General features: G+C 67.5%; 21 protein-coding genes and 2 pseudogenes. 10 read left to right on the top strand and 13 right to left on the bottom strand.

Annotated features, from left to right (window positions below; genetic code table 11):
* Positions 1–47: 47 nt before the first annotated feature.
* From trxA to sigM, 4 genes are all read right to left on the bottom strand, one after another.
* Entirely contained in the window at positions 48–383 is a 336-nt protein-coding gene (gene trxA / locus ACH46_RS20650; protein ID WP_062394756.1) for a thioredoxin, read from the bottom strand.
* A 53-nt stretch (positions 384–436) separates the two neighbouring features.
* On the bottom strand, positions 437–1,381 hold the full coding sequence (gene trxB, locus ACH46_RS20645) for a thioredoxin-disulfide reductase (protein ID WP_062394755.1): 945 nt from the start codon (positions 1,379–1,381) through the stop codon (positions 437–439).
* Positions 1,382–1,522: 141 nt separating this feature from the next.
* Positions 1,523–1,798, bottom strand: coding sequence for an anti-sigma factor (locus tag ACH46_RS20640; RefSeq protein ID WP_062394753.1), 276 nt, complete (start codon positions 1,796–1,798; stop codon positions 1,523–1,525).
* 149 nt (positions 1,799–1,947) lie between these two features.
* A complete protein-coding gene (sigM, locus tag ACH46_RS20635; protein ID WP_062395698.1) occupies positions 1,948–2,511 on the bottom strand; it encodes an RNA polymerase sigma factor SigM in 564 nt (187 codons plus the stop codon).
* A gap of 192 nt (positions 2,512–2,703) precedes the next feature.
* On the opposite strand from sigM, the gene ACH46_RS21750 reads away from it, so the two are divergent.
* A complete protein-coding gene (locus tag ACH46_RS21750) occupies positions 2,704–3,033 on the top strand; it encodes a nitroreductase family protein (RefSeq protein WP_335334169.1) in 330 nt (109 codons plus the stop codon).
* A 90-nt stretch (positions 3,034–3,123) separates the two neighbouring features.
* Positions 3,124–3,570 (top strand): annotated as a pseudogene (locus ACH46_RS21005) (MFS transporter); the annotation flags it as partial.
* Positions 3,571–3,582: 12 nt separating this feature from the next.
* Here the strand turns inward: ACH46_RS21005 and ACH46_RS21000 are convergent.
* A pseudogene (locus ACH46_RS21000) lies at positions 3,583–3,825 on the bottom strand (transposase); the annotation flags it as partial.
* Between the two features lie 350 nt (positions 3,826–4,175).
* On the opposite strand from ACH46_RS21000, the gene ACH46_RS20625 reads away from it, so the two are divergent.
* Both ACH46_RS20625 and ACH46_RS20620 read left to right on the top strand, forming a co-directional pair.
* The gene (locus tag ACH46_RS20625; protein WP_157851119.1) at positions 4,176–4,529 is read left to right on the top strand and encodes a hypothetical protein; all 354 of its coding nucleotides are present in this window, start codon (positions 4,176–4,178) and stop codon (positions 4,527–4,529) included.
* Positions 4,530–4,556: 27 nt separating this feature from the next.
* Positions 4,557–4,874 carry a hypothetical protein gene (locus ACH46_RS20620; protein ID WP_062394747.1) on the top strand — a complete coding sequence of 106 codons (318 nt, stop codon included), beginning with the start codon at positions 4,557–4,559 and terminating at the stop codon, positions 4,872–4,874.
* Between the two features lie 31 nt (positions 4,875–4,905).
* Here ACH46_RS20620 and ACH46_RS20615 read toward each other — a convergent pair whose 3' ends face one another.
* The gene (locus ACH46_RS20615) at positions 4,906–5,604 is read right to left on the bottom strand and encodes a TetR/AcrR family transcriptional regulator (RefSeq protein ID WP_062394746.1); all 699 of its coding nucleotides are present in this window, start codon (positions 5,602–5,604) and stop codon (positions 4,906–4,908) included.
* Positions 5,605–5,720: 116 nt separating this feature from the next.
* On the opposite strand from ACH46_RS20615, the gene ACH46_RS20610 reads away from it, so the two are divergent.
* Positions 5,721–6,623 carry a sterol desaturase family protein gene (locus ACH46_RS20610; protein ID WP_062394744.1) on the top strand — a complete coding sequence of 301 codons (903 nt, stop codon included), beginning with the start codon at positions 5,721–5,723 and terminating at the stop codon, positions 6,621–6,623.
* Here the strand turns inward: ACH46_RS20610 and ACH46_RS20605 are convergent.
* The 3 genes from ACH46_RS20605 to ACH46_RS20595 are packed head-to-tail and all read right to left on the bottom strand — an operon-like array spanning position 6,610 to position 13,881.
* Positions 6,610–10,185, bottom strand: a complete 3,576-nt coding sequence (locus ACH46_RS20605) for a murein biosynthesis integral membrane protein MurJ (protein ID WP_062394742.1) — start codon at positions 10,183–10,185, stop codon at positions 6,610–6,612. The two genes, ACH46_RS20610 and ACH46_RS20605, sit on opposite strands and share 14 nt — an antisense overlap.
* On the bottom strand, positions 10,182–12,893 hold the full coding sequence (locus tag ACH46_RS20600) for a hypothetical protein (protein ID WP_226995702.1): 2,712 nt from the start codon (positions 12,891–12,893) through the stop codon (positions 10,182–10,184). Before ACH46_RS20600 ends, ACH46_RS20605 begins: the two co-directional genes overlap by 4 nt.
* A complete protein-coding gene (locus ACH46_RS20595; RefSeq protein WP_062394741.1) occupies positions 12,784–13,881 on the bottom strand; it encodes an NUDIX hydrolase in 1,098 nt (365 codons plus the stop codon). Before ACH46_RS20595 ends, ACH46_RS20600 begins: the two co-directional genes overlap by 110 nt.
* Positions 13,882–13,985: 104 nt before the next feature.
* Between ACH46_RS20595 and ACH46_RS20590 the strand changes: the two genes are divergently transcribed.
* From ACH46_RS20590 to ACH46_RS20575, 4 genes are read left to right on the top strand one after another with little or no spacing between them, the layout of a single operon-like run.
* Positions 13,986–15,440 (top strand): CCA tRNA nucleotidyltransferase, encoded by a 1,455-nt coding sequence (locus ACH46_RS20590; protein ID WP_062394739.1) that lies wholly within the window; start codon positions 13,986–13,988, stop codon positions 15,438–15,440.
* 35 nt (positions 15,441–15,475) lie between these two features.
* Positions 15,476–16,567, top strand: coding sequence for an aminotransferase class V-fold PLP-dependent enzyme (locus ACH46_RS20585; protein ID WP_062394738.1), 1,092 nt, complete (start codon positions 15,476–15,478; stop codon positions 16,565–16,567).
* 30 nt (positions 16,568–16,597) lie between these two features.
* Positions 16,598–17,218, top strand: coding sequence for a DedA family protein (locus ACH46_RS20580; protein WP_062394736.1), 621 nt, complete (start codon positions 16,598–16,600; stop codon positions 17,216–17,218).
* 51 nt (positions 17,219–17,269) lie between these two features.
* Complete coding sequence (locus tag ACH46_RS20575; RefSeq protein ID WP_157851118.1) at positions 17,270–17,638, top strand: hypothetical protein; 369 nt, start codon at positions 17,270–17,272, stop codon at positions 17,636–17,638.
* Between the two features lie 223 nt (positions 17,639–17,861).
* On the opposite strand, the gene ACH46_RS20570 is transcribed toward ACH46_RS20575, so the two are convergent.
* The gene (locus ACH46_RS20570; RefSeq protein ID WP_062394732.1) at positions 17,862–18,452 is read right to left on the bottom strand and encodes a YqgE/AlgH family protein; all 591 of its coding nucleotides are present in this window, start codon (positions 18,450–18,452) and stop codon (positions 17,862–17,864) included.
* Positions 18,453–18,521: 69 nt separating this feature from the next.
* On the opposite strand from ACH46_RS20570, the gene ACH46_RS20565 reads away from it, so the two are divergent.
* Entirely contained in the window at positions 18,522–19,838 is a 1,317-nt protein-coding gene (locus tag ACH46_RS20565; protein WP_062394730.1) for an MFS transporter, read from the top strand.
* Here the strand turns inward: ACH46_RS20565 and ACH46_RS20560 are convergent.
* Genes ACH46_RS20560 through ACH46_RS20550 form a run of 3 tightly spaced genes read right to left on the bottom strand, consistent with a single transcriptional unit; the run spans position 19,763 to position 21,803 of the window.
* Entirely contained in the window at positions 19,763–20,224 is a 462-nt protein-coding gene (locus ACH46_RS20560) for a hypothetical protein (protein WP_062394728.1), read from the bottom strand. The genes ACH46_RS20565 and ACH46_RS20560 overlap by 76 nt on opposite strands.
* A gap of 46 nt (positions 20,225–20,270) precedes the next feature.
* Positions 20,271–21,257 carry a bile acid:sodium symporter family protein gene (locus ACH46_RS20555; protein WP_062394727.1) on the bottom strand — a complete coding sequence of 329 codons (987 nt, stop codon included), beginning with the start codon at positions 21,255–21,257 and terminating at the stop codon, positions 20,271–20,273.
* Positions 21,258–21,263: 6 nt separating this feature from the next.
* The gene (locus tag ACH46_RS20550; protein ID WP_062394725.1) at positions 21,264–21,803 is read right to left on the bottom strand and encodes an SdpI family protein; all 540 of its coding nucleotides are present in this window, start codon (positions 21,801–21,803) and stop codon (positions 21,264–21,266) included.
* Positions 21,804–21,917: the final 114 nt, after the last annotated feature.

The raw sequence follows: 21,917 nt of genomic DNA, 5'->3' as shown, positions 1-21,917 counted from the left end.
TTGACCCACACCCGCCGAGCGGGTGTGGGTCAACGAGGAGCGTTCGATCAGGCCAGGACGTCGGCCAGTTCGCGCAGAATCGCCGCCTTGGGCTTGGCGCCCATGATGGTCTTCACGGGCTTTCCGTTCTGGAAGAGCATCATGGTCGGGATGCTCATGATCTGGTAGTCGCGGGCGACGACCGGGTTCTGGTCCACGTCGATCTTCGCAACGGTGATCTTGTCGGCGTTGTCTCGAGCGATCTCGTCGAGCACCGGTGCGACCATCTTGCAGGGGCCGCACCAGGTGGCCCAGAAGTCGACGAGGATGGGCTTGGAGCCCGAAGCCTCGAGGACGTCGCTGGTGAACGTCGAGTCGGTGACGGCGACGGTGTTCTCGGACATTGGTTCCTCCTGGAGGGTTCGCGGACCCGGTGTGGGGTCGGCGGGGACTGTGGTCAGGCGCCGGCGTGGTCGGCGAGCCAGCGTTCGGCGTCGATGGCGGCCGAGCAGCCGCTGCCGGCGGCGGTGATGGCCTGGCGGTAGGTGTGGTCGACGAGGTCGCCGCACGCGAAGACGCCGGGCAGGTTGGTGTAGGTGGTGCGGCCCTGGACCTTCACGTAGCCTTCGTCGTCGAGTTCCACCTGGCCCTTGACGAGTGCGCTGCGCGGATCGTGGCCGATCGCGACGAACATGCCGGTCGCGTCGAGGGTGCGGGTCTCGCCGGTGACGGTGTCGGTCAGCTCGAGCTCGGTGACGGCCTTGTCGCCCTTCACCGTCGAGACGGTGGCATTGCTGACGAAGTCGATCTTCTCGTTGGCGCGGGCGCGTTCGAGCATGATCTTCGACGCGCGGAACTCCTCGCGGCGGTGGATCAGCGTGACCTTCTTCGCGAACTTGGTGAGGAAGGTGGCCTCCTCCATCGCGGAGTCGCCACCGCCGATGACGGCGATGTTCTGATCCTTGAAGAAGAAGCCGTCGCAGGTGGCGCACGACGACACTCCGCGGCCGAGGAGCTCCTGCTCCCCCGGGACGCCGAGGTAGCGGGCCGCGGCACCCATGGCGAGAATGACGGCACGAGCACGATGGACCTCTCCGCCGACCTCGACCTCCTTGATGTCGCCCTCGAGCCGCATGGCGTCGACGTCCTCCATGCGGAGGTCGGCGCCGAAGCGGATGGCCTGTTCGCGCATCTCGTCCATCAGCTCCGGGCCCTGGATGCCCTTCTGGAAGCCGGGGAAGTTCTCGACCTCGGTGGTGGTCATGAGGGCGCCGCCGAACGACATGCCTTCGAACACGACAGGCGACAGCTCGGCCCGTGCAGCGTAGATCGCCGCCGTGTAGCCGGCAGGTCCCGATCCGACGATGATGATGTCGTGGATCTGGTTATCGGTGTCGGTCATCAATCCTCCGTGGTCGCGGTGTCCGCCTGCCCGACAGACTCATCAGGTCGAAAGGCAGACGCATCAGTCAACACCACAGTATTGCCCGATGTTCCCGACGGCTCAGGACGGTGGCCGGGTCCACACCCGTGTCGATTGCGACTACTCGGCGGTGAGTCCGTCGATCAGCGCATCGAGACGGGTAGCGACGGCGTCGGGCATCGGCGGGGTCGACTGGCGGAGGGCGTGGAGATCTGCGCGGACGCGATCGAGGGCCGCGAGGACGTCGGCGGCGTGAGGATCCTCCGGCAGGCGTCGTCGTACATGCTCCTCGGTGACGGGATCGAGGGTTCCGGCGTGGAACTCGGCCAGTACTTCTGTGGAGTACGGAGGTTCAGGCAGCCCGAGGTCGAAGGTTCGGGTGTTCAATCCGTCCATGCTCTCTCACGCCTCCTACTCCGTCTGCTGGGCGAGGACTTGATGTCCGTGTCCAGGGTAACGAGACGTGGCCGCCGGTGAACAGCTTCGGCCATGCTGAGCGGAGAGTCACTCGATCGACGGATATCAGGAGTCTCGGGAGCACCGGATCAATAGTCGTCTTGGAGGTACTCGAGCACCATGGCGAGCTTCTTCCGGCCGCGGTGGCACCGACTCTTCACGGTTCCGACTGCGATGCCGAGGATCGATGCGGCGTCGGTGATCGAGTAGTCGAAATAGTCGACCAGGATCACTGCCTCCCGTTGATCGGACGGGAGGACGTCGAGCGCGTGGCCGATCGAGAGGGAGACGTCGACCTCCACCGTGTGGTCGGTCTCGTCGGCCAACACGGTCGACTCGTGTTCGACGAGCGGCAGCGTCTCTCGGGTGCGGATCCGACGGAGCCGGTCGAGGCACGAGTTCACGACGATCTTATGCATCCAGCTGGATACTGACGCATCGGCGCGATACGAGGTCGCCGTCCGGTGTATCGCCATCCAGGCGTCCTGGATGGCATCGGCGGCGTCGTCCAGATCTCCGGTGGTGCGCACGGCGACGGCCCAGAGGTGGTCTCGGTGACGTTCGTAGAGCTGGCGAAAAGCGCTCTGGTCACCGCTGATGTATGTGCGCAGCAGGTCGGCGTCGCTGACGGCTGCGATGGTCCCCCGAGTCATGTCGACGACCATAGGCAATTCCACATGCCGGATTGGGTGTTTTTGGGACATTGTGGATAATTTGACCCAAGCTGTGGATAAACCGGCATTTCGCGTACGTGTTTTGCACAGCGTGATGTGCGGACGTTGGGTCTCTGGCGGGTTGGGTTCATCCTCACCTTCCTCTCATCACCGATTGCAACGTCGGCGTGACTGCGGCTACGCACTCTACGACAGCCTCGGGATCGCCAAGACCGACCACGATGGCCGCAACCGACAGTTCATGCGCAACTTCGAATTCTTCGACGCACCCACGTCGCCATCATCACCAGTCCAGCCGACCTGGGCACCTACGGTGCCGTCGATTGCGGTCTCTACATCGAAACGTTTCTGCTCGCAGCCCAGGAACGAGGACTGGCCGCGGCCCCACAAGCAGCTGCGGCGGCATACTCGCCGTTCCTGCACGAGCACTTCGGCATCGACGATGACCGCGCGGTCATCGCGGCGATCTGCTTCGGATACCCCGACCGTGATGCCCCGTGAACAGCTTCCGAACAACCCGCGCGGACCCCTCGGAGAACACCGTTCTCCTTGAGAACTAGTCGAATCGACCTGGACGAAAAGGAAACACGTATGACCGCTCCAAAGCAACGCAGTCCGTGGCTGGCGTTGACGGCACTGGTGGTCGGCTTCTTCATGATCGTGCTCGACATGACGATCGTCGCTGTGGCTAACCCGGCCATCCTCGACCACTTCAACGCCGATGTGAACCAGGTCATCTGGGTCACCAGTGCCTACCTACTCGCCTTCGCTGTGCCCCTGCTGGTCACCGGTCGCCTCGGTGACAAGTACGGACCCAAGAATCTCTACCTTCTGGGGATGACCGTGTTCAGCACGGCTTCCCTCGCCTGTTGCCTGTCAACGACTATTTCGATGCTGATCGGTGCCCGCGCGATCCAGGGGTTCGGTGCCGCCCTGATGACACCGCAGACCATGGCGGTCATCACCCGCATCTTTCCAAAGGCACAACGCAGTGCCGCCATGGCGGTGTGGGGTGCCGTCGCTGGATTGGGAAATCTGGCTCTTCGGATTTCAGAGTGCGTTGATGCGGCCGGCGAGCTGACCGGAGTGCAGCAGGGAACGCAAGATGTAGTGGTCGAGGTTGCGGAAACCCTGAGCGACACCACGAAGATGCTCCAGACGCCCGTTGATGGCTTCGACCGGCCCGTTGGAAACACCGACGTCGAAGTACGCCAGGATCTCCTTGTGCCGGTTCCACAGGGTCCGCCCGAGTTGCGCGAGCTCCTCCAAACCGGCCGGCAGTCCCTTCTGGATTTCATGTCAGACGACTTCTTCCTGGGGAGGTACAAGCATCTGGCGATCTCGGAACGTGTCCTCCGACTGTTGGTGATGAAGGACGCTTACGCGATCAAGTCGTCGACGGAACTTCAGCCGGACGGGCAGCCGTTCCCCTTCTCGTTGTGACACGCAAGCTCAGACGTGACCGGCCGATTGTCGGCCTCGGTCCCCCGTCGAGTTCTCCGGTCCGGAGAAAACTTTCGGAGCGGTGACCTGCGAGGATGACCGCTACTCCGGCGGCGTGCTTGGGAGCGGCCGTCACCGTCCGTAGCGTTCTCACCGGCGACCGATAGGTCGTCACGGAGCTGATCCTGTCGGGGGGAATCATGTCGCGATCCAGCGCGTCGAACGCCAATCCGAGCCCGCACCGTGGGCCGACCCGGGAACCGGGAGCGTCGAACGCGTGGATGGTGGGACTGCTGCCGCTGGCGTCCATTGCGATCGCGGTGCTCGCCGCGACGATCCCGTACGCCTTCATCGCCTCCGCGGTCCTGATCGGCGCGATGTCGGCGGCGTCGTTCCTCAAGCAGAATGTCAGCGCAGGACTGTTCTGGGTGTTGCTGGCGAGTCTCGTGATCCTGGTGCTCGGAACGGCGTTCGGAATGATCAGCACACTGTTCCTGACGCCCGCCGACGCGGTGACCGTCGACTCCGCTCCCGCTGTGCCCGACTTCGGGTGATTCCACTCCCCCATTACGCTTGTCCCCATGACCGACGACAAACCTCTTGCGACTTGGCGTGCCGCACGATCGATGGGGAGGGTCGCGGTTCCGGGCGAGTTGCAGTTGACGAAAACGCACGTCGTCTTCGAGCCGAAGTCGGCGCGAACCCAGGGCGCCCGCTTCTCGGTGGCGTTCACCTTCATCGCTGCCGTCGGCACTGCTCCGGGCACCGGGAAGTTCTTCTCCGGCGGCAAACGGGACCGTCTCTGTGTCACCCTGGGCGACGGATCGGAATGGCTGTTCGTGATCGCCGAGCTCGACGACGCCACCCGACAGATCCGGGATCGCCTCGAGGCGGCGTGACCGCGGTCAGGCCCCTGGTGTCGACTCCGGTTCAGGATTCGGGTGCGAAGATCCGATCGTAGGTCGCGACGAACATCTCGGTGACCACCCGATGGATGGCGTCGACCTGGAAGAAGTCCGGTCCGGCGGACTCGCTGACCGGGTTGGTCAGGGCCATCTGCCAGTCCACGAGCAATTGGGTCAGCGCCCCGACGAGGCCGATGGCTCCGAGCCGCTGCGTGGGCGTGAGCGGCTCACCGCCGCCGGCGAAGCCGCCGATCAGGTCGGCCCAGTCATGGATGGCGCCGAGCCGTAGCTTCTCGATCTCGGGAGCGACGGCGACTACCTCGATGAGGATCACCCGGGCGCGACGGGGGTCGTCGACGATGTTCTTGATGAAGCCGCCGAGGGCCTCTTCGGCGAGTGCGGGGATCACCTCGCGCGGAATCGGACCGTCGGTGACGTTCATGCGCTGCAGGACGGCGGCGGCCGCCTGCAGGGTGTCCGCGCGAGCCTCGTCGACGCAGTGCTGGTAGACGGCGGCGAGCAGTGCGACGCGGTCGGGGAACGACTCGTAGAAGTAGCGCTGGGTGAGGCCGGCCTCGTCGCAGATCTTCTTCACCGAGACGTTGAGGAAACCGTCGGTGCCGAAGAGTTCCAAACCGGCTTCGACCAGCGCACTTCGTCGCTGCTTCTGCCGCTCGACCGCGGACACGCCCCCGTACGTCCGGCCCCCAGTCACGTTACTCATCGAGACTGATCCTACGTGGCGACGTTCCCCGCAGACCCCTTGGTATCGGTCATCTGACACGGTAATGTGTCACAAAAGTGACGAGGTCGTGCCTCGCCCGCGAGAAAGGGCCGTCAATGCTAGAGCTTCTTCCCGAGGCCATGCGGGAGCCGACCGTCGTCGCGATTCCCTTCTTCGTGACGATGCTGTCGCTCGAGGCGTTCGCAGCATGGAAGCTCGACCGCGAGGACGACGCCGACGGCAGGCCCGCCAAGGGCGCGTACGAGTTCAAGGATGCGCGCGCCTCACTCCTGATGGGCCTGGTCTCCATCGGCACATCGGCGTTCTGGAAGTTCCTCGCGCTCTTCGCGTACGTGGCCCTGTTCAGCTACGTCGCACCCTGGCAGATGCCGTCCGGTGCGTGGTTCACCTGGGTGATCGGCTTCGTGGCGCTCGACTTCCTCTTCTACTGGTCGCACCGCATCTCCCACCGCGTCCGCCTGGTGTGGGCCAGCCATCAAGCGCACCATTCCAGCGAGTACTACAACTTCGCGACCGCGCTGCGGCAGAAGTGGAACGGCAGCATGGGCATCATCATGTGGACGCCGCTCCCCCTGCTCGGCGTGCCGCCGAGCGTGGTCTTCGGCGTCTACTCCCTCAATCTCATCTACCAGTTCTGGGTGCACACCGAGCGGATCGGGACCCTGTGGAGGCCGGTGGAGTTCGTCATGAACACGCCGTCGCATCACCGCGTCCATCACGGCAGCGACCCCGAGTACCTCGATCGCAACTACGCGGGCGTGTTCATCCTGTGGGACCGCCTGTTCGGGACCTTCCGCCAGGAGACGTTCCGCCCCCACTACGGACTCACCAAACCCGTCGGCACCTACAACATCTGGCGCCTGCAGACCCACGAGTACTTGAGCATCGGGCGCGACGTCCGCGCGGCGACCACGCTGCGGGCCAAGCTCGGCTACGTCTTCGGTCCGCCCGGCTGGCAGCCCGCGGCGACGTCGCAGAAGCCGGTCACGACGCGCTGATCTTCGAGATCACCGCCTGGAAGTCGCCGTTCGGGCCGGTCGGCAGGCTGGTGAGCCAGACGATGAAGTACGGAGCGGCAACGGGGTTGTCGACCTTGATGGTGGTGGACGACCCGTCTACGGTGCCGCCGCCGACCTTGCGCGTCTGATCGAGACTTGCCGGCTTCGCACTGGTCGCCGTCCGCAGTTCGACGGTGAAACCTGGCGTCGGTGACGCGATCGTCACCGACCTCACCGTCTCGCCGCCACCCGTCGTGAAGATGACGCCGAGTCCGGACTTCAGGCCGCCGAACTGCGCGCTGCCCCGGTAGGCGTCGGTGCGCCACGCGGGACTCTCACCGGAGAGCAGATGATCGAGGTTCGGCGATGACTCGGTCGGCTGCCCGGACACGTCGAACAGGGCTGCGGACTTCAGACTCACCGGCGGCGCGGTCGGCGTGTCCGGGCTGGTTCCCGGCTTCTGCTCGGCACTGCTGGTCTGCGTCGGCAGGATGGAGTTGATGTCGGTCTCGACGCCGTCCGACCCTCCGAAGACATTGGTCAGTGCCACGACCACCGCGATGATCAGGAACAGGATGAACAATCCGGCGCCGGCGAGCAGCGCGGTGTTGCGTTTGCCCGCTTCCCCCTCGCCCATCAGCCGTTCCTTGCGGGTCCGCGAGATCGGCGCCACCGAGAGCGGGGCCTGCCGCGACTCGACCTGCGGCAACATATCGGTCTTGAGGTCGACGACGGTCGCCTGATCGAGGACGTGCTGCACGGTGGCGGCGGTCCGGATGCCGTGATCGCCCTCCAACGCGCGCGACGCCACGGTGGAGATCTCGAACGGGATCTCCGGCTTCACCGCCCGCGGCTCGATCGGACGAGTCGGATCCCTCGGGTCGGGCTGCGCCGGGGCGAGGCCTCCGACCGCGGGTCCCGACGTGGTCAACGACCGCCCGGTGGCGCCGTCGAGCGGCCACCGATTGAGCAACAGGGCGTAGAGCACCGCGCCCAGACCGCGGACGTCGCCTGCGCGGTCGTCGCCGGGCAGTACAGCGGGGAACGCGAGCACGGCGTCGCCGTCGGTGCTGACTCGGATGCGGTCGGGGTGGTCGATCGATAGGGTCGCGCCGGTCCGGTGCGCGGCCTCGGCCCCGGCGGCCAGCGCGCGGACGGCACGTGCGGCGCCCATCGCGGATGGCGCGGTGGCTGCCACGTCCTTCAACGACGAACCGTGGATCCACTCGGTGACGATGACGCCGCCGGATGCGCTGCGCACCACGTCGAGCACGCGGGCCACACCGGCTGAATGCAGCTGTCCGAGACGACGCGTCCGATTCAGGATCGCGAGGGGTCCCTGGTCGGCTTCGCGGTCGCCGGGCCGGATCGGCGGCGCCTTCTGCTCCGGGTCGACGAAGGTCAGGCCCACTTCGCGGTCGAGTCCGGTGTCCTTGGCGCGCCAGAACTCCAGGCCGCGGGTGCCGCCCTCCTTCTCCAGAAGTCGGTAGCGGCCACCGGCGATGGCGGCGCCCGGGATCAGGCGGGGACCGCGCGGAGCGCCCATCACCCGCGTCCTCTCGTCCGACGGACCAGACGGTGCGTCACCGCGCCGACCCTGCGGTCGACTCGTGTCGCTGCCCTTCTGACCCATCGGTGGAACTCCTCGCCGGGGTGCTGGTCCCTGCGGTCGCGGATACGGCCGAGGTCCTCCCACGACGGGAATCACCATCGTCTCGCCCACCGCGCCGCCGGACAGCACCGAATACTCCTGCCACGTCGCGGTTCCTCGATCGAACCGGCGACGGACGTCTACCTGACCAGAATACGGGACCCCGTCGTCGCCGGAGACCCGCGGGAATTGGACGGTCATCGTGCGGGCGTCGCGATCGTCGGCTTCCGGCTTCGGCGCCGGGGCGAGCGACGGGATGAACCGGCCGACCAGGCGCATCACGGTGCCGCTGATCGTCACCATCTCGGGGATCTTCAGAGCCACCAGCAGCAGGTAGACGACGCCGAGCACCACCGTCGCGGTGAGACCCAGGTAGATGACGGATCCGATCTTGCCCGCCTGCGTCGACATGTTCGCCAGGCCGGTCACGTCGGAGACGAACCACACGGCGAAGGCGACGCCGACCGACACCCCGATGGTGACGAACGTGGTGCGGGCGACGCCGGTGAGCCGGGTGACGCCGAGACGCTTGTGCAGCAGGATCTGGCCGACGATCGCACCGACCAGGTAGCCGAGGCCGTTCGACAACGACAGCCAGCGGACGATCAGCTCGGGGTCGTCGAACAGCACCGGGCCGAGGTACGACGACGCCACCTTCACGGCGGTGATCCCCACGACCATCAGCGTCGGCGTCCAGGCGTCCTCGCGGGCGTAGAAGACGCGCAGCTGCACGAGGGTCATCGCGTACGGGATGAGGGTGAACGCGCCCCACGCCAGGACCGAACCCAGCTGGGAGGCCACTTCGGCGTCGAACTTGCCGAAGTTGAAGATCGCGACACCGATCGACGGGCCGAAGAAGGTCATGAACGCGACCGTCGGGATCAGCGAGATCATGGTCAGACGGGTGGCGAGGGACATGTCCTCGACCACCGCCTCGGTGTCGTCGGCCGCCGCATTTCGCGACAGTCGCGGCATGATCGCGGTCAGGATCGTGACGCCGAGGACGCCGTACGGGAGTTGCAGCAGCTGCCAGTGGGTGTTGTAGACAGAGATGCCGTCGGCCGACGCGTGCGCCGCGATCCGGTAGGTGATCACCAGGCCCACCTGCAGGACCAGGACGTAGCCGACGATGGCGACCGCCATGCCGCCGAACTGCCGCAGCCGGTCGTCGATGCCCCACTCGAGCTTGAGGTGGACGCCGACCTTCCGCAGGTACGGGACCAGGATGCCTGCCTGCAGGACCACACCCAGCGTGGTGCCGATGCCGAGGACCAGGAGCTTCGGATCGCTCATCTTCACCGGATTGAGCGTCATCTCGCCGGGCATCGCGGCGTACAGCGCAAGGGTCGTGATCTGAATGATGTTGTTCAAGACCGGCGCCCACGCACCGGGTTTGAACAGGCCCTTCATGTTCAAAATCGCGATGAAGAGGGCGGACAGTCCGTAGAACAGGATCTCCGGAAGCAGCAGGTAGGCGAGCGCGGTGGTGAGCGGCCTGTTCACCTGGCCGTCGCCGACGTTCAACATCGTCAGCAGCGGGGCGGCGATCACGGCGACGACGCTCGCGACCCCCAGCAGGACCACCGTGATCGTGAAGATCCGGTTGATGAACCCGGCTCCGCCGTCCTCGTCCTCGTTCTCGGCTCTGACCAGCACCGGGATGACGATCGCGGTCAGGACGGCGCCGAGGACCACCTCGGCGATCATGCTCGGCAGCACGTACGCGGCCTGGAACGCGGAGGCGATCGCGCCGCCCAGCATGGCCAGCACCAGAACGGTGCGGATGAAGCCGGTGATTCGACTGATCAGAGTCGCGATGGCGATGGAGCCACCGGTCCGCATGATGCCGGCGTCGGAGTCGTCGCGCTCCACCGTCGTCGGTTCAGCGTGCGTGCTCTCGCGATCGCTCATGAGCGCTCCCCGTCATTCCCCTCGGGCCGGTCGTGGTCAGTCCGCTCGATCACCAGGTCGACCGGCTCCTCGTCGCCGACCCGGGCGCTGGCGGCGAGTCTGGCGTCGTAACTCAGTGTCGCCTGCTCGCGGTGCTCGTCGTCGGGTTCGGGGCGATCCTCGTCGGCCGGATCGGGCTTGCCCCTGAAACGGTGCCACAGTCGACGGGCCGTCAGCAGGATCAGGATGATCGCCGCGCCGATGGTGATCCAGAACAAGCCCTTGCCGTACGCGTTCGCGTACACCGACAACTCGATCGGTGTGCTGAGCGGAATGTCACTGGAGGTCACCAGGCTGATGTTCACCGTCGCCGGTTCGGAACTGGTGGCGTGCGTCGGGATCTGCAGCTGTCGGGTGCCTGCGGCCGGGATCTCGAAGAGGCCGAGGTCGCCGATCTCGAGGGTGTGAGGGGCGTCGATGTCGAGTCGGACGCGGATCGGCAGCGCCAGGGTGTTGCGGACCACCAGCAGCAGCGGGCTGCGTTCGGAGGCCAGCGTGTAGCGGCCGCTGGGATCGAGCAGCGACACGGCGTTCTGCATGCTGCGCAGGGTCTTGCCGACGGCGGTGAGCCGCTGGTTGCGCTCCCCCGTCGTGACCGAGGTCTCGGTGGTCGACGCGCTCGACACCGCACGCAGGAGGTCGTCGCGCAGCGGTGCGAGGTACTCGGCGGGTGTGGTGACCGTGTCGTTGTTGCCGACGAGCGAGCTCTGCATCTTGTCGATGGCGCGGAGTCGCTGTCGGATGGTCTCCGCATCGTGCTGGGTGACCGGATAGCCGGCGGCGACGTCGGCCTGCACGTCGCCGGGGACCTCCAACCGGCCGGGCGCCTTCGCGGCGGGCATCTCGTCGAGCACGGTGGCCAGCGGGACCGGCCGAGCGGTTCCGGAGGACAGCATCAGCGCGGCCGTCTCGCGGAGGACGCGGGCGTCGTCGACGGTCGGCGACCAGTAGGTCGGCGGCATGACGAACGACGACCGCCCCGTCGTCGGCAGGTGGTGCGCCGACGGTTCGTCGTCCGCGGAGGGGGCGGGCGCGGTGAGCATCGGAAAGGTCAGCGCGGCCGCGGCGGTCTGGCGGCGGCTGACTGCGGACTCGTCCGACAGGTCGGGCTGCTGCCAATTGGGCATGATCGCGGGCACGACGGGCGTCAGGCCTGCGGCGCCGAGTGCGGCGCTGACTGCGACGTCGTATGTCTGCAGTGCGACCCCGTGGTCGGTGTATCGGCCGGTCTCGGACCCGGAGGCCGGACCGTCGTCGGGCACGGGCGCCAGCGCGGTGGACGCGACGGCTGCGGCGGGGATGCTGCGCGAGGACAGGAGGTCGCGAGCCGTGTCGGTGAGCGTTCCGGTGGCGGGGAGGGTGAGACCTCGGACGGTCTTGACGCCCAGCACGGCGTCGACGGTGTCGTAGGGACGCAGCAGGGCCCGGTCGGTGAGGTCGTCGTTCCCGATCGAGCTCAGTGACTCCAGGCCGACTTGTGCGAAGGGCAGCGCCGTGACGCACATGCGTCCCGCCACCTGCTTCAGCCGCGCGATCCAGGAGGCGGCGGCTTTCGCGCCCTGTCCCTCGTGGGTCGGCGAGTCGGGGTCGGCGGGATTGTTGCTGACCAGGTAGCCGCTCGCCATGTGCCGAACCGTCACCAGGAGATTCGGGTCGACGGCGAGGCAGATGGAGTCGCGGACCGGGTCGGCGGGCTGATCAGTGGGGCCGGCGTCCGGGGTGCTCGTCGGCGGGGCGGCGTCGCCGTTGACGCCCACCAACTCCTCCAGGGCGCGCAGCGCCATGCCGAGTCGGCCGTCGGATTGCAGTGAATGGCCCAGGGAGTCGCTGATCAGTCGCAGGTCGGCGGTGTCGCCGCCGAGGATGCCCGCGGCCTCCTGCGGGCTCGCGGCCAGCGGCCAGATCATGGTGAACGACGACGGACTCGAGGTGTTCGGCGCGATGGAGCCGTCGCGCCCCAGCAGCGGCACCCCTTCTGCGCCGGTCGCCGGGTCCACGTAGTCGCGGGCGCGCCCCTGATCGGCGGGCAGCGACAGCACCGGGATCATGGTTCGCGACTCCGCGATCGAGAGTGTGCCGACGTCGCGCGGGCTGCCGGTCACGTCCACCAGCAGCGGGTACACGCCTGCGCTGCGCAACCCCAGACCGCCGGGTCCGTCGATCGGCACCTCGATCGAGAAGTCGGCGGACTTGCCGACGCCGAGGGTGCCGGTGACGACCTGGCTGCGGCTGACGACGCCGTACTCGTTGATCGGCGAGGTCAGCGCGCTGCGGAGCTGATAGGAGGCGTGGACGGCGCCCGCCCGACGCAGACTCACGCTCACGTCGCTGATCGGTCGGCCCGCCGTGTTGACGACCTTCCCCCGCACTGTGACGGTCTTGCCGGTGGAACCGGTGACCGTCGTCGGTGTGACGTCGGTGAGTCCGAGGGTCGCGAAGGAGGCCGGGGAGTCCGGTTCGGCGTGCGCGGCGGGGGCCGCACCGATCGTCAGGGCCAGCAGGATGGAGATCGCCGTGAGGACGGTCAGGCGCAGCAGTGTCCGGCGCGACGCGACGGCGTCAGCTGTCACCGGCGGCGGTGCGACGCGGCCGCCGCCGACGTCGACGAGGTTTCGGCGCTGGCGGCGGTTCGTTGCGTCGCTGATTGCGTGCGGCTGCGGCTTTCTCATAGTCGTTCGGCTCGGTGCGGAGGCAGGAGGCTTCGGACTGAGCCAACCGGTGAGGGTCGCTCTGCAGATCGGCGATCACCGACTCGGCCATCCGCGCCAGACGTCGCTCGTCAGAATACGTGAGTCGGCGAGGCAATTCGGTCAGCGGCACCCAGGCGACGGCGCTGACCTCGTAGTCCGCATCGGAGAGCTCTCCGCCGGTGAAGCGCAGGAGGTAGTGGTGGACCGTCTTGTGGATCCGCTTGCCCTCACTGACGAACCAGTAGTCGATCTTCCCGAGCGGGGCGACGATGGTGCCCTCGATGCCGGTCTCCTCGGCCACCTCGCGCATCGCGGTCTGCTCGGCGGTCTCACCGGTCTCGATGTGACCCTTGGGCAGCGACCACATCATCCGGCCGCGTCGGTCGATCCGACCGATCAGCGCGGCCGACAGCTCGGGGAAGGGCGCGTCGATGTCAGAGAGGACCAGGCCGCCGGCCGACGTCTCCCGGACGGTGTGCAGGCGGGGCGTCGGCTCCGCGTCGGGTCGTCGTGCGGCACGGCGACGAGTCCGCGGCATGGAGGCGGGCGACGATGTGAGCTCGTTCGCGGCCTGTCGGGCACGGCCGGCGAGGTCGGACGGTTTCGCCTGCTGATCGGCGGCTGCGGGCTGTCCGTGCTTGCCTGCGTTGTTCTTGGGCTGCCCGTTCTTGCCGGACCGCTGCTTCTTCCCGCCGTTCTTGGGCGTGCCGTCGGGGGATTCGCCGGACTCCTGGGGTTTACCCGAGTTGTTCTCGGGGCCGGTCTGCTGCGCGTTGCCGCGACCGGATCGCCTGCCGCGCCGTCGTCGTCCGCGACGGTTTCGGCGGTTCCGACCGGGCTGACCGCTACCGCCGCCCTGCTGGTGGGCAGTATTCTTAGTGGGAGCCCCGTTCTTGCCCTGAGCACCATCGGCCGCCGGAGCGTCGGAATCGACGTCCGGGCGCTGCAGCGAGGGTTCAGCGGGCACACCCCGATGCTAGCCGCTCGTAACCGTCCGTTAGCCGAACAGGTTGAGCGGGTCGAGAGTCGGTAGTCTCTCATCACATGATGGAGACTGCGCCACGACCACCGATGAGCGACGACGACCGCTCGGAGCGGCGTACCCGCCTCCTGGCGGCGGCAGCATCCACACTCGCATCCTTCAACGACGTCCTGGTCCCCCTCGCCGAGCGTTTCGCCACCCGGGGACATGAGTTGTACCTGGTCGGGGGCTCGGTGCGGGACGCGGTGCTCGGTCGGCTCGGCAACGATCTGGACTTCACCACCGATGCACGACCGCCGGTGATCGCCGAGATCCTGCGGGAGTGGGGTGACGCCGTCTGGGACACCGGTATCGACTTCGGCACAGTCAGCGCCACCAAGGGCGACGCGACCATCGAGATCACCACGTTCCGCTCGGACATCTACGACCAGCAGAGCCGCAATCCGGTCGTCACCTTCGGCGACACCCTCGAGGGCGACCTGATCCGCCGCGACTTCCGGATCAACGCGATGGCGGTGAAGCTGCTGCCGGGCGGTGAGCAGGAGTTCTGCGACCCGCTCGACGGCATGCGGGACCTCCTCCTCGGCGTCATCGACACCCCGGCCGCGCCGGAGTCGTCGTTCAACGACGATCCGCTGCGCATGCTGCGCGGTGTCCGCTTCGTCTCCCAGCTCGGTTTCCGTGTCGCGGACCGGGTGCTCGACGCGACGCGCGAGATGGCCGGCCAGATCGAACGCATCACCGTCGAGCGCATCCGGGTGGAGCTCGACAAGATGATCTGCGGGGAGCATCCGATCGAGGCCGTCGACCTGCTGGTCGAGACCGGGCTCGCCGATCTCGTCATTCCCGAGATCCCCGGGATGAAGCTGACGATCGACGAGCATCACCAGCACAAGGACGTCTACCAGCACTCGCTCACGGTGCTGCAGCAGGCGATCGACCTGGAAACGGGCGACCCGGACCTCGTCCTCCGGTGGGCCGCACTGCTCCATGACATCGGCAAGCCCGCGACCCGCAGGCACGAGAAGGCCGGCGGGGTCAGCTTCCACCACCACGAGGTGGTCGGCGCCAAGCTGGTTCGCAAGCGGATGCGGAAGCTTAAGTACCCGAACGCGGTGGTCGACGACGTCTCGCAGCTCGTCTTCCTGCACCTGCGGTTCCACGGGTACGGCGACGGGAAATGGACGGACTCGGCGGTGCGTCGGTACGTGACCGATGCCGGTCCCCTGCTCGACCGTCTGCACAAGTTGGTCCGCGCCGACTGCACCACCCGCAACAAGCGGCGGGCACGGCGCCTCCAGCAGACCTACGACCACCTCGAGGAGCGGATCGCCGTCCTCAAGGAGGCCGAGGACCTCGACCGCGTACGCCCCGACCTCGACGGCAACGCGATCATGGAGCTGCTCGGGCTGGCGCCCGGACCGACCGTCGGCAAGGCGTGGAAGTACCTCAAGGACCTGCGGCTCGACGTCGGCCCGATGAGCCGGGAGGACGCGGAAGCCGCGCTCCGCGCCTGGTGGGAGCAGCAGCAGAATGCCGACTGAGCACGTGTTTCGGACGCAAGGGTAGGTTGAGTCTCATGTACTGCAGCGAACTCGGTGAACAGTGGCATGCAGCGCGCGTGGAACCCGCTCTCGGACATCTCGACTCCGCCTCGGCGGGGCGGTCGTCGTCCGGGGTCATCGCGACGCTGCACCAGCACCTGATCCGGGAGGCGGAGACCGGCTCGTACGTGGCCTCCGACGAGCGCGCCGCCGATCTCCACGAGGGACGACGCGCTTTGGGCTCGCTGATCGGGCACCGTCCCGAGGAGATCTCTTTCCGCGACAGCGCCCGGGCCGCCCTCCGCGGCCTGCTCAACGGCATGAAGCTGCCGATCTCGCCGACCGTGTGGGTCGCGAAGAATGAGTTCGGTCCCAACCTCGACGAGTTCGAGCGCCGCGACTACGCCGTCCGCACGATGCCCGAGGCCGACGTCTACGGGCACGTCGACGTCGACTCCCTGGAGAACATGCTGCAGTTCGAGCAGCCGGACTTCATCCACGTCTGCCACATCGGATCGGCGAGTGGTGTGGTGCAGCCGGTCGCGCAGATCGTCGAGGTGGCGCACGCCGCGGGTGTCCCCGTCGTCGTCGACATGGCGCAGGCCGTCGGCCACGTCCCGACCGTCACCGGCGCCGACGTCGTCTACGGCACCTCCCGCAAGTGGCTGACCGGTCCGCGCGGCGTCGGGTTCCTCGCCGTGCGCGACGACTCGCGCGTCGAGGTCGCGATCGAGTCGTCGGAGTCGTTCATCGCCGGCCAGCTCGCCCTGTCGACCGCCGTCGCTGAATTCCTGGCCATGGGTCAACAGCACGCCTACCGCGAGCTCGCCGCCGTCGGTCGGATGACCCGCGAACGCCTGCACGGCATCGGCAGCTGGGAGGTCATGGAGCCGATCGACGAGCCGTCGGCCCTGGTCACCCTCGCACCGCCGCCCGGATGGCGGCCCGCCGACGTCCTCGCCGCCCGCGACCGGCTTCTGGAGCTCGGTCTGCTGGTGACGGCCGCAGACTCGTGGCGTGCTCCCCTGGCGGGCGAGCAGTCGCTGCTGCGCGTGAGCCCCCACCTGGACGTCCGCCGCGAGCAGCTCGATCAGCTCGCGACCGCGATCCGCACGATGGGTTACTGACCACCGCCGAATCCACCGGGCCGACCGCACGTGAACGATCTGACCGCTCGCCTCACCGAGTGGATCGACGCCGCCCCCGCGTGGGCGGTGTATGTCATCGCCTGCGGTGCCGTCTACCTGGAGACGGCTGTCGCCGTGATCGGACTGGTCGCGCCCAGCGAGGCGATCCTCGTCGCGGCGGGCGTGGTCGCCGCCATCGGTCGTCCCAGCATCGTCGTGCTGGTGGTGAGCTGCGCGGTGGCCGCGCTCGTCGGCGACGTGACCGGCTACTGGCTCGGGCGTCTGACCGGTCCCCGCTTCTCCCGATCGGGGTTCGGGCGTCGCGTCGCGCGCCACGCCCACCGGACCGGCTACCGGCCGCCCGAGGCGGGCGATGCCGTCGTCGCGATCGTGTCGGCCCGCTGGGTCGGCTACATCCGCAGCATCACCCCGCTGGTCGCGGGCAGTCGTGCGATGCCCTTCCACCGGTACGCGATCGCCACCGCGATCGGCGGCACCACCTGGACCGCCACCATCCTGCTGGTCTCGTACGGCGTCGGGGCGACGCTCGGCGCGCGGGTCGCGCTTATCGTCGGACTGTCCGTCGCACTCCTGGCGTTCTGCTATCTGATCTTCCGGCGGGTGCGGGCGAGGAGACGGGCGAAAGCGTAGGCGGGGAATTCCCAGCCTGGACGGTGTGGTGATCACCGGGAAGGAGCGCTGGTGAAGGTCGAAGACTGGGTGTCGAAACCGGAGTACACCGTCGTCGATTCGGACATTTCGAGCCTGATCTTGATCGGGGCCGCACTCCTCCTCGTCGGTCTGTGGGTATCGTTCCTACTCGTTCGGCGCAACCGGTTGGTGTGGGCCTTCGCGGCCGTGGTCGTGAGTACGATCCCCGTCGCGATCGCTGTTGCAATCCAGTCAGGGGTCATCGCTGCCCTGGTGATGGGTGTGGCTCTCGACATGACCCTGTGGGGTGGGGCGTACGCCTACAACAGTGAAGGAGTCTTCGTCAGGCGCGACTCCCAGGAGATGAAGGACCTGTTCTCCTGGACGTCCAGGAGAAGGCCGCCGGGCGACTTCAGATGATTTCCGGTGGAGATCTCTCGTCGGACTCAACTGTGTTCGGGCGGCGACGGAAGACTGGCGAGGGAACACCTGATTGCCGTCACGGCCAGGCATCGGGTGACCACTTGTCGACCAGTCGCACCATTTGTGTCTCCCGCACTCAGTCGCGACCGAGTGCGGGAGACAGAACTGGTGCGACAAGGCGCGAAGTGGTGCGGGAGGCAGTGGCCTCTCGCACCGTGGCCTAGTTCTCCTCGGGCCGCAGCGGGTACGTCGACAGCAGCGGCAGCGGCCACGGCTGTCGTCTCAGCACGCGCTGCCAGACATCGACCGACGGTTCGGTGAGCAGATCCCCCGGGAGACCGGGGGCGATGATCCAGCTGCCCTCGGCGATCTCGTCGTCGAGCTGTCCCGCGTCCCATCCCGCGTACCCGGCGAAGATCCTGACCCCGGTGAGAATGTTCGCGAGCTCGTCGGGATCGGCGTCGAGGTCGACCATCGCGACGGGTCCGAGGACCTGGTGCAGCTTCGGCTGTTCGGCGACGTTCACACCGGTCTTGGCGACGCCCAGGCACAGGGCTGACGAGGTCGAGACGGGTCCGCCGACGAACACGGCGCGCGGCTGGGCGGCGAGCTCTGCCCACGCGGGCAGCACGTTGAAGACGGCCGCGTCGGACATCCGATTCAGCACCACGCCGAGCGTTCCCTGCTCGTCGTGCTCGATCACGTAGATCACCGTGCGGGCGAACGTGGGACCGGTGAGGGCGGTGGAAGCGATCAGCAGGCTTCCCGCGCTCACGTCGGGCTGGTTGGTCAGATAGTCGGCACCGGACACCCCTCAATCATGACACCAGCCTCGCCATCACGACCGCACCTGGACCGACTTCGGTCGTAAACTCAGACGGTGAAGAGTTTGCGGTCGGTGACACATGCCCCGGGGCTGGTCCGACTGCTCGGCGTCCGTCTCCTGACCCAGATGAGCGACGGTGCCTTCCAGGCCGCATTGGCGTTCTCGATCCTCTTCAACCCGGACCGGCACACCGATCCCCTCGCGATCGCCGGCGGCTTCGCGGTGCTGCTGCTCCCCTACTCACTGCTCGGCCCGTTCGCGGGAGCCCTCCTCGATCACTGGGATCGACGGCGCGTCCTGCTGTGGGCCAACGTACTGCGCGCACTGGCGATCCTCCTGGTGGCGCTGACGATGAGTGCGAGCTCCCCCGACACGGTGGTCCTGCTCTCGGCCCTGCTGGTGACCGGCTGCAGTCGGCTGGTCGCGTCGGGCTTGTCGGCGAGCCTGCCGCACGTCACGCCACCGTCATTGATCGTCGAGATCAACGCCTTCTTCACGACGATCGGCGCGGGCATGCTCGCCGTCGGGGCGGGAGTGTCCGCCGTGCTGCGGCTGATCTTCGGCGCCGACAACGGCGGCTCGGGTGCCACGTTGATGGCGGGCGCCGTTTTCGGACTGATAGCGGCGCTGCTGGCCGGTGGGTTCAAGACCCGGCAACTCGGGCCCGACCATCCCGACGGCATCGGACACACCGCGGCCTACTCGCTGGCCCGAGGGTTGGAACACGGCCTGCGCGCCGTCCTCCGCACCCCCAGCGTGGGCATCGTGCTCAGTGCGATCGGCGTGCACCGGCTGGTCTTCGGCCTCAACACGCTGATGTTCCTGATGCTGGTCCGGCACACCGAGCTCGGTGACGCACTCGGCGCCGACGTACGAGCCATCTCGCTGATCGGCGGCTGCGTCGCGGTCGGCGCGCTCATCGCGGCAGGCACCACGCCCGTCTCGATTCGCGTGGTGGGACGACGCGGCACCATCGTCAGCGCGCTGATCCTCGGCGGCTTCGCCGAACTGCTCCTGCTCACCGTGCGACCCGTCCCCGTCCTGATCGCCGCCGCTGTGATCGGCCTCGCCGGGCAAACGGTGAAACTGTGCGGCGACGTCGCCATGCAGTGCGACGTCCCCGACTCCTACCGCGGTCAGGTCTTCGCCGTTCAGGACGCCCTGTTCAACACGGCGTTCGTGGCCGCCATCTTCATCGCGGCGCTGGCGGTGCCCGCCGACGGCTTCAGTCCGGTCCTCGTCGTCGCCGGGTCGATCCTCTACTTCGCGACCACCGTCTGGGTGATCCGCCGCGGTCAGCGCGCGGAGGGACCGCCGCCGGAACCGCTCGTCGAGGAGCCGGTCGTGGCGGAGCCGTCGGCGGGCCGATAGTCGTCGGCGAAACCGTCCCCGTCGGTGTCGAGCAGCACCAGATCGGGGACACCGTCGCCGTCGGTGTCGAGGACATCCTGGCGGAGACTCGGTGGACTCCCGGGATCGGACCCGTCGGGGTCCGCGGCGATCTCCCACAGGCCACGACCACCGTCGGAGAACCGTGTCTCGGGGACGCCGTCGTCGTCCAAGTCGAGCAGGACCAGATCGGCAACGCCGTCGCCGTCGGAATCCCACATCGCATCGTCGTCGAGGCCGTCGCCGTCGAAGTCGAGGGTCACGGCGTCGAGCGTCCCGTCGCCACTCACGTTCAGGTCGGCGGGCGAGGTCCAGCGATGCAGCGTGCCGTCGCCGGTGCCGAAGAAGTACTCGATCGCGGGGTCCATACCGATTGGACGCAGCAGCGCCGGGTTCGGTTCCCCGACACGCCGATCAGCCTTCGGCGGCGGCGATCGCCTGCTTCTCGTAGCGGCTGGCGAGGATGGAGCACAGCACCAGCTGCACCTGGTGGAAGATCATCAGCGGCAGCACCACGAAGCCGACCGTGCCGCTCGCGAACATGACCGTGGCCAGCGGCAGACCCGTGGCCAGGGATTTCTTGGTGCCGCAGAACTGAATGGCGATGGTGTCCTCGCGGTTGAAGCCCATCCGGGTCGGCACCCACCGAGTCACCGACAGCATCGCGATCACGAAGACGATCGACACCGCGGTGACGATGACGACGTCCCAGGCACTCACGACGGACCACATGCCCGAGACCACGCCGCCGCTGAACGCCACGTAGACCACCACGATGATCGAACTCCGGTCGACATACTTGGTCGGCGCCGCGTACTTCGACATGAACCCGGCGATCAGCGGGCGACACAGCTGACCGATCAGGAACGGGACCAGGATCTCGAGCACGATCTTCGTGACCGACGAGCCGGTGATGTGGACGCCGGCACCCGAACCCATCAGGAACACCACCAGCAGCGGTGTCAGGAACACGCCGATCAGGTTCGACGCCGACGCGCTGACGATGGCCCCCGCCACATTGCCGCGGGCGATGGAGGTGAACGCGATCGACGACTGCACCGTCGACGGTACGAGCGTCAGATAGAGGATTCCCTGCGCCAGGTGCTCGCCGACGAGTGGCGTCAGGACCGGCCTCAGGAGCAGGCCGACGATCGGGAACAGGATGAACGTGAAGCTCAGGATCGTCAGGTGCAGACGCCAGTGCGTGAGGCCGTCGAGCGCCTCCCTCGGGTGCAGGCGGGCACCGTAGAGGAAGAACAGCAGAGCGATGAGGCCGACGACCACCCAGTCCATGACGTCGGCGAACGTGCCCCGAGCGGGGAAGATCGCTGCGACGACGACGGCCAGGAAGATCGACAGGACGAAGCCGTCGACCGGTGAACGATCGAGAAGTTTCTTCATCAGCCGCTAGACGGCGTGATTGTGCGGGTTGTCCTCCGCCAGGCACATGCCGCTCAGTGCGCACGAGCCGCAGCTCGACTCACCGCAGTCGGCGGCGGGATCGGCGGAGTCGGTGTGGCACGATGATGCGGAGTCGTCGGCACATCCGGCCGAGCCGTGGTCGTCAGCCGAGTCCGAGCAGCAGCCGCAGCCGGCGGCCTCCGGAGTCGGGATCGCACGCGCCGCCTGCAGCGCCAGGCCGCCCGCCGCCGAGACGACCAGGAGGGCGACGATGATGCCGAACAGGGCGAACAGGAAGCCCCAGGATCCGACCAGCAGTCCGATGACGCCGGTCGCGGCGAGGATCGCGCCCGCACCGAGGTACCCGGGGGCTGCGACCTTGTTGGCGACGGCGAACGTCTCGTCCGAGCGGAGCGTCTCCGGCGAGCGGACGCCCGCCCATCGATTGCGACGCAGTGCGCCGGTCAGGCCGGCGACGCCGACTCCCAGCGATCCGACCGCGAGCACCAGTGCGAAGACCGCGATGACGGCAGACACGATAGACACGGCCTCAAGTCTACGACCACCTGTAGCAATGCCCTAACCATCTCGGTCGACATCACACGGGCCACATCGGTGACGGCCTGATTTCATCGCGATCACGGGAGGATTTACGCTGGT

It is taken from the genome of Gordonia phthalatica (genome assembly GCF_001305675.1).
GTDB classification, from domain to species: Bacteria; Actinomycetota; Actinomycetes; order Mycobacteriales; family Mycobacteriaceae; genus Gordonia; species Gordonia phthalatica.
Note: the sequence above shows the minus strand (reverse complement) of the source record. Positions and strands in the feature narration are given on the sequence as shown.

Bases quoted from the DNA above. Each gene is read 5' to 3' on its own strand.
- sigM (WP_062395698.1), bottom strand. From the start codon at position 2,511: ATGACTCGGGGGACCATCGCAGCCGTCAGCGACGCCGACCTGCTGCGC.
- ACH46_RS20590 (WP_062394739.1), top strand. From the start codon at position 13,986: ATGAGCGACGACGACCGCTCGGAGCGGCGTACCCGCCTCCTGGCGGCG.
- trxB (WP_062394755.1), bottom strand. From the start codon at position 1,381: ATGACCGACACCGATAACCAGATCCACGACATCATCATCGTCGGATCG.
- ACH46_RS20600 (WP_226995702.1), bottom strand. From the start codon at position 12,893: ATGAGAAAGCCGCAGCCGCACGCAATCAGCGACGCAACGAACCGCCGC.
- ACH46_RS20640 (WP_062394753.1), bottom strand. From the start codon at position 1,798: ATGGACGGATTGAACACCCGAACCTTCGACCTCGGGCTGCCTGAACCT.
- ACH46_RS20585 (WP_062394738.1), top strand. From the start codon at position 15,476: ATGTACTGCAGCGAACTCGGTGAACAGTGGCATGCAGCGCGCGTGGAA.
- trxA (WP_062394756.1), bottom strand. From the start codon at position 383: ATGTCCGAGAACACCGTCGCCGTCACCGACTCGACGTTCACCAGCGAC.
- ACH46_RS20620 (WP_062394747.1), top strand. From the start codon at position 4,557: ATGACCGACGACAAACCTCTTGCGACTTGGCGTGCCGCACGATCGATG.
- ACH46_RS20605 (WP_062394742.1), bottom strand. From the start codon at position 10,185: ATGAGCGATCGCGAGAGCACGCACGCTGAACCGACGACGGTGGAGCGC.
- ACH46_RS20555 (WP_062394727.1), bottom strand. From the start codon at position 21,257: ATGAAGAAACTTCTCGATCGTTCACCGGTCGACGGCTTCGTCCTGTCG.
- ACH46_RS20560 (WP_062394728.1), bottom strand. From the start codon at position 20,224: ATGGACCCCGCGATCGAGTACTTCTTCGGCACCGGCGACGGCACGCTG.
- ACH46_RS20615 (WP_062394746.1), bottom strand. From the start codon at position 5,604: ATGAGTAACGTGACTGGGGGCCGGACGTACGGGGGCGTGTCCGCGGTC.
- ACH46_RS20625 (WP_157851119.1), top strand. From the start codon at position 4,176: ATGTCGCGATCCAGCGCGTCGAACGCCAATCCGAGCCCGCACCGTGGG.
- ACH46_RS20610 (WP_062394744.1), top strand. From the start codon at position 5,721: ATGCTAGAGCTTCTTCCCGAGGCCATGCGGGAGCCGACCGTCGTCGCG.